The organism is Dermatophilus congolensis, assembly GCF_900187045.1.
GTDB classification, from domain to species: Bacteria; Actinomycetota; Actinomycetes; order Actinomycetales; family Dermatophilaceae; genus Dermatophilus; species Dermatophilus congolensis.
In genome coordinates, this window is sequence record NZ_LT906453.1 from 1963951 (window position 1) to 1978461 (window position 14511).

The following is a 14511-nucleotide window of genomic DNA, read 5'->3' on the forward strand; positions in this document are numbered from 1 at the left end:
TTCCAGCAGGCAGAACACGATCTGCCTAGATGCCCTTACTCGCCGAAAGACACTTCAACACTGACGCAGCCGCAACTCACCCCCTAGGGTGAAGATATGAGCCTCGAACGCCCTATTCCCCCCGACCCCTACAGCATGCTTCCCGTCGTACCGCCATTCGCGTTGACCAGCGTCGACTTCAAAGAAGGCAGCGACCTACCCAAATCCGCCGACTTCAGTGCCGATAACCTCTCCCCTGAACTTTCTTGGCATGACGCTCCCGCGGGCACCAAGTCATTCATGGTCACCTGTTTCGACCCTGACGCCCCCACTCCCTCAGGGTTCTGGCACTGGGTTGCCGTGGGGATCCCTGGGAATGCCACGTCCCTGCACGCCAACGCTGGCGCTGAAGGCGGCGAAGAACTCCCCGCTGGCGCTTTCCACCTCAACAACGACTATGGCTACGCCGGTTTCGGAGGAGCAGCTCCCCCCGCAGGCGACCGCCCGCACCGGTACGTTTTTGCCGTCACCGCCCTGGATGCCACCGTTGAAGAAATCGGGATCACCGCTGACTTCACCCCCGCCAAGGCCCACTTCTTCGCGCTCACGCACGTTGTGGGCCGCGCGGTGCTCACCGGCACCTACGCCATCCCCGCCTAACCACATCAGTGACAACAACCAGGCTCTACGGAATAGCGAGTTCATGTCACTACGCTCACTGACGTGATCCGGCGGCAACCCTGCAGACAGTCCACCCGGTCCTGGCTTGCCGCCGCACCGGGTTAGCGCACCCGCAACGCCCACATAGCCACCGCTGAAGCCGCAGCCACATTCAACGAATCAACGCCATGCCCCATCGGGATACGCACCACCACGTCACTCTTAGCCAACGTGCGCTGCTGTAGCCCATCCCCCTCAGTGCCCAGCACCAGCGCCAACCGCTCCGGCGGATCAGCAGCCAGCTCATCCAGCGTCACCGAATCATCCGACAACGCAAACGACGCCACCGACACCCCCCACTGCCGTAAACAATCCGCCCCAGCAGGCCACTGCTCAATCCGCGTCCACGGCACATTCAACACATTCCCCATCGACACCCGCACGCTCCGGCGGTACAGAGGATCGGCGCACCTTGGCGTCACCAACACGCCATCAACCCCCAACGCCGCAGCAGACCGGAAAATCGCCCCCACATTCGTGTGATCAACAATGTCTTCCAACACCACCAGCCGACGCGCACCCCGCACAACATCCTCAACCGAAGGCAACTGCGGGCGATGCATTGCCGCCAACACACCCCGATGCAGATGGAACCCCGTCATCGCCTCGATGACCTCATGCTCCCCCACATACACCGGCACGGACTCGGCCTCGAACTGAGCCACGAGATCAGACAGCTCATCCACCCACCGCGGAGCCAACAGCAGCGAACGAGGATGATGCCCCACCGCCAACGCCCGCCGCAACACCTTCTCGCTCTCGGCCATATACAAACCGCCTGCAGGCTCAAGAACACGCCGCAGGTTCACATCAGTCAAAGAAAAATAGTCGCGGACCCGTTCATCGGCGGGGTCAGTGATAGTGATCGGCACGAACGGACCTTATCGACCCACACCGCGCCCCGCCGAAACGTTCCCTGGCCTCACATCACGGTCGCTGCCCACGCATGCGGGCCTCGCTGTCGTGCACCTCGGCCTCTGAACGCTGGACTTCCTCACGGGCACGGCGCAGCGCCTCCCGTGGATCCTCCAAATCCGTATCCACGAACGGGTTGTCCTCTGGTACATCATCGGTGTACTTCGGCGTGTTGCCGCTGCTCGCCGCTGGGAACGTTGGGCCGTTCTGCCCACCAAAAGCCCCCGCAAACCCGCGCAGCGCCTCAGTGAACTCACCTGGAACAACCCACATTTTGTTGGAGTCGCCCTGCGCGATCTGCGGCAACACTTCCAAATACTTGTACGCCAACAACTGCTGATCAGGTTTACCGCGGTGAATCGCATCAAACACCTGCTGGATCGCTCGCGCCTGCCCCTGAGCCTCCAACACCTTCGACTGAGCATCACCTTCAGCCTTCAAAATGGCCGCCTGCTTTTCACCCTCGGCCTTCAAAATCGCTGACTGCTTCACACCCTCAGCCGTCAAAATCGCTGCCCGACGATCCCGCTCGGCACGCATCTGTTTCTCCATCGAGTCCTGCACCGACGCGGGCGGCTCAATGCTCTTCAACTCCACGCGGGCCACACGGATCCCCCACTTACCCGTCGCTTCATCCAAAACACCACGCAACTGGCCATTAATCTGATCACGGCTAGTCAACGTCTGTTCCAAATCCATCGCACCGATCACGTTCCGCAACGTCGTGACCGTCAACTGTTCAATACCCTGAATGAAATTCGCGATCCCATAAATTGCGCTCTTAGGGTCAATCACCGAGTAATAGATCACCGTGTCAATGTTGACCACCAGGTTGTCTGAGGTGATCACCGGCTGCGGCGGGAACGACACCACCTGCTCACGCAGGTCAATCCCCGCCCGAACCGTGTCCACAAACGGCACCAAGACGTAAATACCGCCATCCAGCGTCCGTGAATACCGCCCCAACCGTTCAATAATCAGCGACGTCTGCTGCGGAACAATCTTGATCGACTTCACGACCAAAAGAACCGCCACCGCTAAAAACAGCAACAAAATAATGGTGGCTACCACGCCAATTCCTTCCCCGAAAAATACCTACAACCAACTACCAAGCACAACTGCACTCAGCATCCGCCGCCGGTGACGGCAAACAAAAACCAACACACGAAAATCAGCCACCCGCGCCAGAAACCACATCCTGTGGTCCCGTATGCGGAACCACCAGCAGCGTCACCCCATCAACCTCTGACACCTGCACCCAAGCCCCCACCGCCCCAGGCAACACCCTGGCACCTTCAGCCCACCGCGCCGACCACACCTCACCATCGACCTTCACCTGGCCCGCACAGTCGGTGACCTCTTCCACCACCACCCCAAGACGCCCCATATACGCCTCCTTACCTGAGGCGAACTGCGGCAACGACGCCAAAAAACGCTGCTTGAGCACCGGCCGCACCGTGAAAATCAACGACACCGCCACCACAGCGAAAACCACCACCTGGCCCGGAAAACCCGCCACAAAAGCAGTCATGCTGGCGGCGAAAGCACCCGCCGCCAGCATGAGAAACACAAAATCCGCACTCGCCAGCTCCACCCCCGCAAGGATTAACGCAGCACCAAGCCATGCCGCCCACGCATTGTGAATCAACCACTCCGGAAGATTCCCCACAGCGCCCTCCTACGGGTAGAGCTGGCTCGGCTCCTTAACTGTTCGCGTACGCCGTCCAGCGGTCACCACGGCGCTCCACCGTCAACGACAGCCCGAACGCCTCCGACAAGTTCTCGTTCGTCAACACCGATTCCAGCGGACCTGCCGCCACGATGCTGCCTTCCTTCAACAGCAAAGCATCTGTGAAGCCCGGCGGGATCTCTTCCACGTGGTGTGTCACCATCACCATCGCCGGAGCGGTCACATCGTAGGCAAACGCACTCAACCGGGCGATCAAATCTTCACGGCCACCCAAATCCAAACCAGAAGTTGGCTCATCAAGAAGCAGCAACTCCGGGTTAGTCATCAACGACCGTGCAATCTGCACTCGCTTACGCTCACCGTCAGACAACTTGCCGTAGGGGCGGTCAGCGAAATGGGACATCCCCAACGCTTCCAGCAACCGTTCCGCACGACCAGTGTCGACCCCCTCGTACTGTTCATGCCAACGCCCAACACGGTTGTATGAAGCAGTCCGCACAACATCCAAAGCCGTCTCTCGAGCCGGGATCCGCTCAGACACAGAAGAACTCGCCAAACCAATACGGCCGCGCAGCTCAAACACATCCACCGCGCCCAACACCTCATCCAACACCCCAGCAACACCAGAACTGGGATGCAGACGCCCCGCAGCAATCTGCAACAACGTGGACTTCCCCGCCCCATTGGGGCCAAGCATGATCCACCTCTCGCCTTCCTCCACCGACCACGTAATGTCACGAAGGATCGTGGTGGCGCCCCGCACCACACCCACCTCGGAAAAGTCCAGAACATCGCTCATGCGAAAAACCATATGCGAGATGGTGGTCCGCTCGCGCACACTTGGGTCCCTCCTCAACCGCCCCTACCATGACCACGTGCCACCCATCCCCGCCTCCGTCAGACTCGCCCTATGGGGAACCCGTGTCCTCACTGGCCACCTACCCTCTGCAGCCCTAGACCGGCTCATCACGCCCGACATCGACACCGCAGAACCCCTGCGCCCCCGCATCGAAACCTGGGCAGACTTAGGCGAACGTGTCGTCCTGGCCGCGCTCCCCCACCCCGGGCGCCCCTCCCTGTGCCCTCACGGCTCTCCAGCCTTACTGTCAGCAGCAACCACAGCGAACGAATGCGTCTTTGCCCCCACTCTCGGAAACGCACTCGTCCCCTTCGGATGGGATGAACAACCAGGCATCCCCGACGCCCAACGCCCCCGCCCTGAAAACTCCAGCGAACCAACAGTCCACTGGAAGCTCTACGAAACGAACGCCACCCCCACCTGGCAACTCGAAGCACTCTCTCTACGTGACACTCGCCACAGCCTGGCCAGCGAACGCGAAAGCGCCCTAGCTCTCCTCGCCGAGGCGCACCTACCCTGGCAGTCACGCGGCCTACGCGACCTAGCCGAGGCCGCACTCGACACCGGCAACTCCTATCTGCCTGATGCACTACCCGACACCCACCGCGCTGTCATTGATGAAGCCGCCACACTCGGACACATGGCACGCCTTGGACTAGCGATGCCCGACGACGGCACCCTCGACCAAGTGAACCGCCGCGCCGAAGCACTCCGCAGACTCACCATCGCCGCCGACACTGCACTCGCTTCAGCTACCTGCATCGCCGCCCTCTCTCTTGCCGGGCTGCGCACCAACCACCCCGAAGACGACTAGAACCTGTCCCTGTGGGAGCCAGAAAAGAACCCGACCATCCCCGCTCCCACAAGAACAACAGCAGTACAGCTCACCTACGCGAGCACAGATTCATACACCTGCATCGTCTTATCGCCGATGGAGTCCCACGAGAACTGTTCCACCGCACGCGCTCGACCAGCAACACCTCGACGCCGCGCCTCCTGCGGGTCAGCGACAGCCTCATTCAAGGCATCACCCAGGTCACGGACCCAAGCATCCTCATCGACTGGAGTTCCTGACCCGTCATCGACCTGCTCAATATCGACCAGCCACCCGGTCCGGCCATCAACAACAACCTCCGGAATACCGCCAGTTGCGGTGGCCACCACGGCCGCTTCGCATGCCATCGCCTCCAAATTCACGATTCCCAGCGGTTCGTAAATCGAAGGACATGCGAACACGGTGGCGTTCGTTTCCAACGCAATCACCTTGTGACGTGGAAGATGCTCGGGAATGTACACCACGCCTTGGCGCGTGTCTTGCAGTTCTTTCATCAAAGCAGCGATCTCGGCCCCGATTTCGGGAGTGTCAGGGGCACCAGCGCACAAAACCAGCTGCACATCTGGCGGCAATGACTTGGCCGCACGCAGCATGTACGGCAACCCTTTCTGGCGGGTTTGGCGGCCCACAAACACGATTGAGCGGGCATCGGGGTCTACCCCTAGAGAGCGAACAAGGTCTTTGCCTGCATCTGAGTGATCCGGGGCCCATTTATGAGCGTCAATACCGTTGTGTACCACCTTGACTTTGTCGGGGTCTAGGCCGGGATAGCACTTAAGGATGTCGGCGCGCATGCCGTGGCTGACTGCGATCACGGCTGCGGCGGCTTCGTAGGCTGTTTTCTCGATCCAGCTAGAAACGCGATAACCGCCGCCGAGCTGCTCTGCTTTCCATGGCCGTAGTGGCTCTAGGCTGTGCGCTGACACTACGTGCGGAATCCCTGCCAGCACAGATCCGAGGTGGCCAGCCATGTTCGCGTACCACGTGTGGCTATGAACAAGGTCCGCGCCGACAACGTCAGCGGCCATCGCAAGGTCCTGCCCTAGGGTTCGAATGGCGCCGTTTGCCTGCGCTAGTTCGGTCAGTTCGGGGTAGCCACTGGTTCCTGGTTCATCGACGGGGTCACCGAATGCGCGAACTCGCACATCGATATCACCTCGTGCCCGCAAAGCCTTGACTAGTTCTTCGACATGGACACCGGCTCCGCCGTACACGTTCGGCGGGTATTCCTTGGACAAAATATCTGCTCGCACACGGTGACCTTATGCGCCTGTTGCCCTTGGTCGCAGCTAGCTGCCAGAGCTGCCTCGTTCGTGAGCGAACTCGTAGAACGTCTCTGCACCCCGGGTCCATTCCCGCTGTGCCACAGCGTGATCACTGAAGTGTTCGCATTTGTCCACGCGGAACACCAGCGGGCGGAATATCACTAGATTCGAGGCATGCCCACGACCAAGAAACGCAACCCCAACGTTTTGGCTATCGTCCTGGCTGGCGGTGAAGGCAAACGGCTCATGCCGCTCACTGCTGATCGGGCAAAACCTGCGGTCCCCTTCGGGGGCGTGTATCGCCTCATCGATTTTGCTCTCAGTAACGTCGTGAACTCTGGCTACCTGAAGGTGGTCGTGCTCACGCAATACAAATCTCATTCCCTCGACCGGCACATTTCGCGCACGTGGCGGATGTCAAACATGCTCGGTAACTATGTGGCCCCTATCCCTGCGCAGCAGCGCAAAGGTAAGCAGTGGTACATGGGCAGCGCTGATGCGATTTATCAGAGCCTGAACACTTTGGACGATGAGCGACCTGACATCGTTGTGGTGGTTGGTGCTGATCACGTCTATCGCATGGACTTCAGCCAGATGGTTGAGCAACACGTCGAGACGGGTGCGGGCATCACCGTCGCGGCGATTCGTCAGCCGATTGCGTTGGCTGACCAGTTCGGTGTGATCGAGGTCCACGAGGCCGATAACTGCAAGATTGGCGCATGGCGGGAAAAACCAACGGATGCTAAGGGTTTACCTGACTCTCCGGAGGAAGTTCTCGCCTCAATGGGCAACTATGTTTTCGACGCTGACGTGCTGCGCGATGTGATCATGCAAGACGCTGAGAATGAGGACAGCGAACACGACATGGGTGGGGACATCGTTCCTCATTTCGTTGACCGTGGCGAGGGGTTCGTTTACGACTTCAACAACAACGAGATCCCTGGCGCTACTGATCGGGACCGGGCGTATTGGCGTGACGTGGGCACGATCGACTCGTACTACGAGGCGAACATGGATCTGATCCAGATAGAGCCGATCTTCAACCTGTACAACTACGACTGGCCCCTGTTTACGAGCATGTCGGTGCCATATCCGCCGGCGAAGTTCGTGCATAACGAGGAGGGGCGTCGCGGGGAGGCGCTGAACTCGATCACTTCCCACGGGACGATCATTTCCGGCGGGAAGGTCAATGGGTCGGTGATCTCACCGAATGTGCTGGTAAACAGCTACAGCGAGGTGGATCATTCGGTGTTGCTGGACAACGTGAAGGTGGGCCGTAAGGCAACGATTCGTCGCGCGATCCTGGATAAAAACGTGGTGGTTGAGCCTGGCGCCACGGTGGGTGTGGATCCTGAGGTGGATCGTGCGGCGGGCTGGCATGTCAGCGATGGCGGCGTGGTGGTGGTGCCCAAGGGTGCGGTTGTGCGCGCGCAGGAGTGAGTGATGTGGTGAGCGGGGTTGGCTGTGCTGGTTGTTTCACTGCTGCTGGCCCCGCTGCCGCTGATTAGCGTCGTTCGGGGCATGAACTGAAGTATTGGATGCTGCCGATGTGGGTGAACCCTTCGGCCATGAATGTTGCTGCCATGGCGGCGTCGCCGGCGAAAACTGCTGAAGCGATGACTTCGTTTTCTGGGATGCTGGCCAAGGCGCGACGGAGCAAGTCGGGGCCGTGTCCTTGGCCTCGCCGTTCGGGGGTGATTTCGACAGCGATGCCGCGCAGGCCTCCAACGCCATTACCGATGACGACGACGTCGTGTTCTTCGGGGTTGGGGCGGCCGAGTACTTGCACTTCGGTCATGGTGCGACGGGCGATTTCGACGGTGGGTCGGTGGTTGAGGTCCGGACGGCTAACGAGGGGTTCGGAGTTGCCGTTTTCGTTTCCGGTGCCGGCTGCGAGCATGAGCATGTTGGGCGCGCCGATCCAGCCTGTGGGGCCAGCGAGGTGGTTGAGCACGCTGGCGCTGGTGGCTTCTGGGCCGCCGTTGACACCTAGTTCTTCGAGCTGGTTGTCGGTGAAGTCGTAGGAGACGGCCAGGATTGAGTGGGTGCCGAAGCAGAGTATGGCTTGGATGTTTGGTCCCCAGGGGGTGACTCGGGTCCAGGCGCCGTCGTTAGGGATGGGTTCTCCGGCGGCGAGTCCGCGCAGGAATCGGGCTAGGGGGTGACGGGCGGCTGTCCATACGTCACGGCCGAGGGCGTGGTGAGGTTTTGCGGTCGTGGTCATGATCTTCAACCTTGCTGTGTTCCGGCCCGTGAGACTGTGTGGGGCGTGTCGCCGGATTCATCGGCGTGACAAGGCAGTTCCTGAGATACGTGACGGTTGGACAGATGCATCAGTGGCGTGAGCAGCGGTTTTGTTCGCTGCCCACTCCACTGATGCATTGCCTCTTTGGGGTGTGGTGGTTTAGCCGCCGAGGGAGTGGAATCCGCCGTCGACGTGGATGATTTCGCCGGTGGTGGCGGGGAACCAGTCTGACAGCAGGGCGATGCATCCTTTTGCTGCTGGGACGGGGTCGCTGATGTCCCAGCCCAGTGGGGAGTGTTCGCCCCATTCGGTGAAGCGGGAGAACTGTGGAATGGATGTTGCTGCGGTGGTGCTGATGGGGCCGGCTGCGATGAGGTTGCAGCGGATGCCTTTGGGGCCCATGTCGCGGGCTACGTAGCGTGAGGTTGATTCGAAGGCGGCTTTAGCTACGCCCATCCAGTCGTATCCGTTCCAGGCAACGGATGCATCGAGGGTGAGTCCGACGATGGCGCTGCCGGGGCGCATGAGTGGTTCGGCGGCTACAGCGAGTGCTTTGAGGGAGTAGGCGGAGATTTGTAGTGCGGGGGCTACGTCTTCCCAGCTGGCGTTGATGAAGTCGAATGCGGGTTTGGGTGCGAATCCGATGGAGTGCAGTACGCCGTCGAGGTGGTCGCTGTGTTCGCTGATGCGCTGGGCGAAGGCATCGAAATCTTCGGGTTTGGATGCGTCGAGTTCGATGACTGGTGCGGTGGTGGGTAGTCGGCGGGCGATGGCGCTGGTGATTTTCATCGTGCGGCCGAAGGAGGTGAGGATGACGTTTGCGCCTTGTTCTTGGGCGAGTTTTGCGACGTGGAACGCGATTGAGGATTCGGTGAGGACGCCGGTGATGGCGATGGTTTTGCCTTCGAGGATCGGCATGTGTGTGGGGTTTCCTTTCAGGTGTGAGGGGATAAGGCGCGGTTGGTTAGCTTCCCATTGCGAAGCCACCGTCGACGGGTAGGACGACGCCATTGACGTAGGAGGCTCCGGGTGAGACGAGGAACTCTACGGCGTTGGCGACTTCGGATGCTTCGCCCATGCGGCCGAGGGGGATTTCTTTGCGGTAGCTCTCTTTGAGGTCTTCGGGCAGTTCGTCGGTCATGTCGGTGGCGATGAAGCCGGGCATGATGACGTTGGAGGTGATGGAGCGGGGCCCTAGTTCGCGGGCGAGGGAGCGGGATGCGCCGATGAGTCCGGCTTTGCTGGCGGCGTAGTTGACTTGTCCTGGGGATCCTTTGGTGCCGACGATGCTGGAGATGAAGACGATGCGTCCTTTTTTGAGGCGGAGCATTCCTTTGGCTGCGCGGCGGGCGCAGCGGATGGCTCCGACGAGGTTGGTGTCGAGAACATCGTTGATGTCTTCGTCTTTCATGCGCATGAGCAGCATGTCTCGGGTGATTCCTGCGTTGGCGACGAGGATTTCGATGGGGCTGCCGAGGAGTTCTTCGGCGGCGGTGAAGCCGTCGTTGACGCTGTCGGTGTCGGAGACGTCGAGGGTGACTACGTCGAGGCCTTCGGGGGCTTGGCCGGATCGGGAGCCTACTACGACGCGGTAGCCGGCTTCTTGTAGTCGTAGGGCGGTGGCTAGGCCGATGCCGCGGTTTCCTCCGGTGATGAGGGCGGTTCGCGCGTCTGTCATGGAGTCTCCGTTCTGGGTGTTCCGTCGTGGGACGGTGTTGGATTCTGTTCTATGTGGCTCGGACGAGACTGGGAGCAGTTCGTGAGCGAAGCGAGTCTGTGTTTATGGCTGTGAAGGCCGTTGAGGTGAGGGTATCGGTGACTCGCGGGTAGGAGTAGCGTGGAGTGGTGACACGTAGCGAACAGGATGGCCCGGTCGTTTATTCGATTTCGGATGCTCCGGTGTCTGCGAAGGTGGATCATGACCGGCGGGTGCGTGGCTATTTGATTTCGATGGGGATTCGTACGGCTTCGTTTGTGTTGGCGTATGTGTTTTGGTTTGTTTTTGAGTTGCAGTGGGTGGCGTGGGTTTTTGTTGCGTTGGCGGTGGTGTTGCCGTATCCGGCGGTGATGTTGGCGAATATGCAGGAGAAGCGTTCTTCGCGTGGGAGTTTTGAGCGTCCGACGCGGGCTATTGGCCCTGGTTCTTCGGGCGGTGCTGGGGGGTCGCAGGTCGCGGTTCGTGATGCTGAGTCTTCTGCTGAGAGTTCGCAGGTGCCGCCGGCATCAGGGCGTTCGTGGTGGGTTGGGTGAGGTGTTGACGGTGGGATGTTTTTAGCCGCCGATGGAGGACATTGGCCTGGCTGGTTGGGTGAAGTCGGGTTCGCCGATGCCGTGGCCGCGGAGTTTGCGCCACATTTCTCCTCGAATGAGGGAGAGGAGTTCTCGGTCGGTGGCGCCTTCGCGTAGGGGTGTGCGTAGGTCCATCTCTCCGCGGGCGAAGAGGCAGTTGCGCACCATGCCATCGGCGGTAAGGCGGACGCGGTCGCAGGCGTGGCAGAACGGCGCGGTGACTGAGGCGATGATGCCGACGGTGGCGGGGCCTTCATCGACGAGGTAGTGCTCTGCAGGTGAGCTTCCGCGGTTTTCGGTGAGGGGGGTGAGGGTGAAGCGGGTTTGGAGTTCTTTGCGTAGTTCTTCGGCGGTGATCATGTCTTCTCGGGCCCAGCCGTGTTGGGCGTCGAGGGGCATTTGTTCGATGAACCGCAGCTGGTAGCCGCGTTCGATGCACCAGGCGAGGAGGTCGGTGACACCGTGGTCGTTGATTCCGCGCATGGCGACGGCGTTGATTTTGATGGGGGTCAAGCCTGCTTCGGCGGCGGCGTGGAGGCCTTCGATAACGTCAGTGAGGCGGTTGCGGCGAGTGAGGCGGTGGAAGATGTCGGGGTCGATGGTGTCGAGGCTGACGTTGACGCGGTCTAGGCCTGCTTCGGCGAGTGCGGTGGCGTGTTTTTTGAGGAAGATGGCGTTGGTGGTCATGGCTATGTCAGGGCGTGGGGTGAGCTGAGCGAAGGCACGCACGAGGTCGGGTACGCCTGGGCGTAGGAGTGGTTCTCCTCCGGTGAGGCGAATTTTGGTGACTCCTGCGTGCACGAAGATCGCGACGACGCGGACGAGTTCTTCGTCGGTGAGCATTTGTGCGCGGTTCATCCATTGGAGCCCTTCAGCGGGCATGCAGTAGGTGCAGCGCAGGTTGCAGTGGTCGGTGAGGGAGACGCGTAGGTCACGTGCTGTTCTACCGAACCTGTCGCCGAGGGGGCCGGTGTTGGTAGAGGTGGTGGCGGGTGTGCCGTTGGCCATGCGGTTCGTCTCCTGGGATGGTGGTTACGGCCGGTAGGCGTTGGGCGCGCTTCTCGGACGTTGAAGGATCATGTCATGGAGGTTGCTTTTGCTGCCATGATGGCGGGCCTGAGAAGTACTGAAGGGGGCGGGGCGGGTTTGCGGGGGTGGAGCGAGTAACGTGCTGCGGGTGGGACGTGCGGTTGTGATGAGGTGGCTGACGCCGCGGTGGCTGGGGGCTACTGCGGTGGCTTTGGCATTTTTTGTGTTGTGTCAGTTTTTGGGGCAGTGGCAGTGGGGTAGGTATGAGGGCAAGTTGGCTAATCGGGAGCGGGTGGAGTCGTTTTATTCAGCTCCGGTGAGGCCGTTGTCTGAGGTGGTTCCTGCGCAGACTGCGCGTCCGGGTGGAGCGGTGGGTAAGGAGCAGGAGTGGCGGCATGTGCAGATGCGCGGTGAGTACGTTTCTGGTGCGCGTTTCATGGTGCGTAATCGTCCGCAGGATCGTTCGTATGGGTATGAGGTTTTGGTGCCGTTGCGGTTGGAGGATGGCACTGCGGTGATGGTGGATCGTGGGTGGGTAGCGAATGGGGAGCGTGCTGATGTGTTGCCAGCGGTGCCGTCGCCACCGTCGGGGCAGGTGAGCGTGTCGGGGTGGGTGCGTCCGGGGGAACCCCCGTTTAACGAGAACACTCCTGCGGGGCAGTTGGGTTCGATTGATGTGGAGCGGATGCGACGGGAGAGCGGTTTGCTGTTGCGGGGGGCTTACGTGGTGTTGGAGCGTGAGCAGGATGGTTCTGGGGCTTCCCCGGCGAGGCCTGAGCCGTTGCTGCCTCCGCAGACGGGTTTGGGGCCGCATTTTGCGTATGCGCTGCAGTGGTGGGTGGGTTCGTTGGTGGGGTTTGTCATTGTGTTTGTGTATGTGCGGCGGGAGGTGCGGGATGAGTTGATTTTGTCTGGTCAGCTCACTCCGAAGGCCCCTAAGCCGAAGAAGACGCGTATCTGGGATGAGGAGGACGCGTAGGTTTGGGTTGTGGCGCCCGCTTCACTGTTCGGTGGCGTGTAGTGAAGCGGGCTGGTGGGGTTGTCAGGCCAGTTCGATGAGGTCTTTGTAGTCCGGCCCCCAGAAGTCTTCGACTCCATCTGGTAGCAGGAGCACGCGTTCGGGGTTGAGGGCTTCGACTGCGCCAGCGTCGTGGCTGACGAGGACGACGGCGCCTTTGTAGTTACTCAGGGCGGCGAGGATTTCTTCGCGGCTGGCTGGGTCGAGGTTGTTGGTGGGTTCGTCTAGCAGGAGCACGTTGGCTCCGGAAACAACGAGGGTGGCCAGTGAGAGGCGTGTTTTTTCACCACCGGAGAGCACTCCGGCGGGTTTGTCGACAGCTTCGCCGGAGAACAGGAAGGAGCCGAGGATTTTTCGGCATTCTGTTTCGGTCAGGTCGGGGGCGGAGGCAACCATGTTTTGCAAAACGGTGGCTTCACCGTCGAGGTTTTCGTGTTCCTGTGCGTAGTAACCCAGGCGCAATCCGTAGCCGGGTTCAACTTGCCCGGTGTCGGGGGTGTCTTTGCCGGAGAGGATTTTCAGCAGGGTGGTTTTACCGGCACCGTTGAGTCCCAGAACGACGACACGGCTTCCTTTATCGATGGCCAGGTCAACGTCGGTGAACACTTCTTGGGAGCCGTAGGCCCTGGAGAGACCGCTCGCACGCAGCGGGGTTTTTCCGCAGTGCACTGGGTCTGGGAAGCGCAGTTTGGCTACTTTGTCGTGCACCTGCACTTCTTCAAGTGAGGACACGATTTTTTCGGCACGTTTGAGCATTTGCTGCGCAGCCACTGCTTTGGTGGCTTTGGCGCGCATTTTTTCGGCTTGGGCGTTGAGGGCGGCGGCTTTTTTCTCGGCGTTTTGGCGCTCGCGGCGGCGGCGTTTTTCGTCTGTTTCGCGCTGCTGGAGGTAGGTTTTCCAGCCGACGTTGTACTGGTCGAGGACTTGTCGGTTGGCGTCGAGGTAGTAGACCTTGTTCACGACGGCGTCGAGGAGTTCAACGTCGTGGGAGATGACGATGAGTCCGCCGGCGTAGTTGCGTAGGTATTCGCGTAGCCACACGATCGAGTCGGCGTCGAGGTGGTTGGTGGGTTCGTCAAGAAGCAGGGTGTGGGCCTGGGAGAAGAGGATTCGGGAGAGTTCAACTCGTCGGCGTTGTCCACCGGAGAGGGTGCCGACGGGGCGGGTGAGTTCTTTTTCGCTCAGGCCGAGAGCGGATGCGATGGCGGCGGCTTCGGATTCGGCCGCGTATCCGCCTGCAGCTTCGAAGCGTGCTTGGAGTTTGGGGTAGCGTTCCATGGCTGCTTCGGCGGTTTCGGGGACCGCTGATGCCATTTGTCCTTCGGTTTCGCGCATGCGTTGCGCTAGGTCGCCTAGCCCGCGGGCGGACAGGATGCGGGCGCGGGCGATTTCTTCGAGGTCACCGTCGCGGGGGTCTTGGGGGAGGTAGCCGAAGTCTGCTGCGCCTGAGATGCGGCCGTTGTCTGGGCTGCGCCATCCGGCGAGGGTTTTCATGAGTGTGGTTTTTCCTGCGCCGTTGCGCCCTACCAGCCCGATGCGGTCTCCGGCTGCGACGCGGAAGGTTGCGCCGCGTAGCAGCAGTTGGGCGCCTGCGCGCAGTTCGATGTCGGAGGCGGTGAGCATGGGTGTGGTGACTCCTGAGGAAACGGGGTTGGGGCCAGGCGTTC

General features: G+C 60.8%; 15 protein-coding genes. 5 read left to right on the forward strand and 10 right to left on the reverse strand.

Translation table 11 applies throughout. The features are described 5' to 3' along the window. The first annotated feature begins 96 nt into the window (after positions 1–96). On the forward strand, positions 97–639 hold the full coding sequence (locus CKV89_RS08400) for a YbhB/YbcL family Raf kinase inhibitor-like protein (RefSeq protein WP_028326286.1): 543 nt from the start codon (positions 97–99) through the stop codon (positions 637–639). Between the two features lie 122 nt (positions 640–761). Here CKV89_RS08400 and CKV89_RS08405 read toward each other — a convergent pair whose 3' ends face one another. The 4 genes from CKV89_RS08405 to CKV89_RS08420 form a co-directional block, all read right to left on the reverse strand. Beyond that, the gene (locus tag CKV89_RS08405) at positions 762–1571 is read right to left on the reverse strand and encodes a TrmH family RNA methyltransferase (RefSeq protein ID WP_034400360.1); all 810 of its coding nucleotides are present in this window, start codon (positions 1569–1571) and stop codon (positions 762–764) included. Positions 1572–1626: 55 nt separating this feature from the next. Continuing rightward, positions 1627–2685, reverse strand: coding sequence for an SPFH domain-containing protein (locus CKV89_RS08410; RefSeq protein WP_034400361.1), 1059 nt, complete (start codon positions 2683–2685; stop codon positions 1627–1629). Between the two features lie 100 nt (positions 2686–2785). Continuing rightward, on the reverse strand, positions 2786–3283 hold the full coding sequence (locus CKV89_RS08415; RefSeq protein WP_095068520.1) for an NfeD family protein: 498 nt from the start codon (positions 3281–3283) through the stop codon (positions 2786–2788). A gap of 34 nt (positions 3284–3317) precedes the next feature. Beyond that, positions 3318–4103, reverse strand: coding sequence for an ABC transporter ATP-binding protein (locus tag CKV89_RS08420; RefSeq protein ID WP_028326290.1), 786 nt, complete (start codon positions 4101–4103; stop codon positions 3318–3320). Positions 4104–4179: 76 nt separating this feature from the next. Between CKV89_RS08420 and CKV89_RS08425 the strand changes: the two genes are divergently transcribed. Further along, the gene (locus tag CKV89_RS08425) at positions 4180–4977 is read left to right on the forward strand and encodes a hypothetical protein (RefSeq protein WP_154657549.1); all 798 of its coding nucleotides are present in this window, start codon (positions 4180–4182) and stop codon (positions 4975–4977) included. Between the two features lie 74 nt (positions 4978–5051). Here CKV89_RS08425 and glgA read toward each other — a convergent pair whose 3' ends face one another. Then, positions 5052–6251, reverse strand: coding sequence for a glycogen synthase (gene glgA, locus CKV89_RS08430; RefSeq protein ID WP_028326292.1), 1200 nt, complete (start codon positions 6249–6251; stop codon positions 5052–5054). Positions 6252–6437: 186 nt separating this feature from the next. Here glgA and glgC point away from each other — a divergent pair, with 186 nt between their 5' ends. Then, positions 6438–7703: a glucose-1-phosphate adenylyltransferase gene (gene glgC / locus CKV89_RS08435; protein ID WP_028326293.1), complete on the forward strand. Its 1266-nt coding sequence runs from the start codon at positions 6438–6440 to the stop codon at positions 7701–7703. A 64-nt stretch (positions 7704–7767) separates the two neighbouring features. Here glgC and CKV89_RS08440 read toward each other — a convergent pair whose 3' ends face one another. From CKV89_RS08440 to fabG, 3 genes are all read right to left on the reverse strand, one after another. Then, complete coding sequence (locus tag CKV89_RS08440) at positions 7768–8487, reverse strand: hypothetical protein (RefSeq protein ID WP_051277070.1); 720 nt, start codon at positions 8485–8487, stop codon at positions 7768–7770. 180 nt (positions 8488–8667) lie between these two features. After that, positions 8668–9426 carry an enoyl-ACP reductase FabI gene (fabI, locus tag CKV89_RS08445; RefSeq protein WP_028326294.1) on the reverse strand — a complete coding sequence of 253 codons (759 nt, stop codon included), beginning with the start codon at positions 9424–9426 and terminating at the stop codon, positions 8668–8670. A 46-nt stretch (positions 9427–9472) separates the two neighbouring features. Beyond that, positions 9473–10186: a 3-oxoacyl-ACP reductase FabG gene (gene fabG, locus CKV89_RS08450; protein ID WP_028326295.1), complete on the reverse strand. Its 714-nt coding sequence runs from the start codon at positions 10184–10186 to the stop codon at positions 9473–9475. Positions 10187–10353: 167 nt separating this feature from the next. On the opposite strand from fabG, the gene CKV89_RS08455 reads away from it, so the two are divergent. Then, positions 10354–10758: a DUF3099 domain-containing protein gene (locus CKV89_RS08455; RefSeq protein ID WP_084440918.1), complete on the forward strand. Its 405-nt coding sequence runs from the start codon at positions 10354–10356 to the stop codon at positions 10756–10758. A 21-nt stretch (positions 10759–10779) separates the two neighbouring features. Here CKV89_RS08455 and moaA read toward each other — a convergent pair whose 3' ends face one another. Continuing rightward, positions 10780–11805 (reverse strand): GTP 3',8-cyclase MoaA, encoded by a 1026-nt coding sequence (moaA, locus tag CKV89_RS08460; protein WP_028326296.1) that lies wholly within the window; start codon positions 11803–11805, stop codon positions 10780–10782. Positions 11806–11992: 187 nt separating this feature from the next. On the opposite strand from moaA, the gene CKV89_RS08465 reads away from it, so the two are divergent. Beyond that, on the forward strand, positions 11993–12805 hold the full coding sequence (locus tag CKV89_RS08465) for an SURF1 family cytochrome oxidase biogenesis protein (RefSeq protein WP_084440919.1): 813 nt from the start codon (positions 11993–11995) through the stop codon (positions 12803–12805). A 63-nt stretch (positions 12806–12868) separates the two neighbouring features. Here CKV89_RS08465 and CKV89_RS08470 read toward each other — a convergent pair whose 3' ends face one another. Next, entirely contained in the window at positions 12869–14467 is a 1599-nt protein-coding gene (locus CKV89_RS08470; protein WP_028326298.1) for an ABC-F family ATP-binding cassette domain-containing protein, read from the reverse strand. Positions 14468–14511: the final 44 nt, after the last annotated feature.

What these genes read in the sequence shown, in the direction of transcription:
- CKV89_RS08400 (WP_028326286.1), top strand. Translation starts at nt 97, where the DNA reads ATGAGCCTCGAACGCCCTATTCCCCCCGACCCCTACAGCATGCTTCCC.
- CKV89_RS08420 (WP_028326290.1), bottom strand. Translation starts at nt 4,103, where the DNA reads ATGAGCGATGTTCTGGACTTTTCCGAGGTGGGTGTGGTGCGGGGCGCC.
- glgC (WP_028326293.1), top strand. Translation starts at nt 6,438, where the DNA reads ATGCCCACGACCAAGAAACGCAACCCCAACGTTTTGGCTATCGTCCTG.
- CKV89_RS08440 (WP_051277070.1), bottom strand. Translation starts at nt 8,487, where the DNA reads ATGACCACGACCGCAAAACCTCACCACGCCCTCGGCCGTGACGTATGG.
- fabI (WP_028326294.1), bottom strand. Translation starts at nt 9,426, where the DNA reads ATGCCGATCCTCGAAGGCAAAACCATCGCCATCACCGGCGTCCTCACC.
- fabG (WP_028326295.1), bottom strand. Translation starts at nt 10,186, where the DNA reads ATGACAGACGCGCGAACCGCCCTCATCACCGGAGGAAACCGCGGCATC.
- moaA (WP_028326296.1), bottom strand. Translation starts at nt 11,805, where the DNA reads ATGGCCAACGGCACACCCGCCACCACCTCTACCAACACCGGCCCCCTC.
- CKV89_RS08465 (WP_084440919.1), top strand. Translation starts at nt 11,993, where the DNA reads ATGAGGTGGCTGACGCCGCGGTGGCTGGGGGCTACTGCGGTGGCTTTG.
- CKV89_RS08470 (WP_028326298.1), bottom strand. Translation starts at nt 14,467, where the DNA reads ATGCTCACCGCCTCCGACATCGAACTGCGCGCAGGCGCCCAACTGCTG.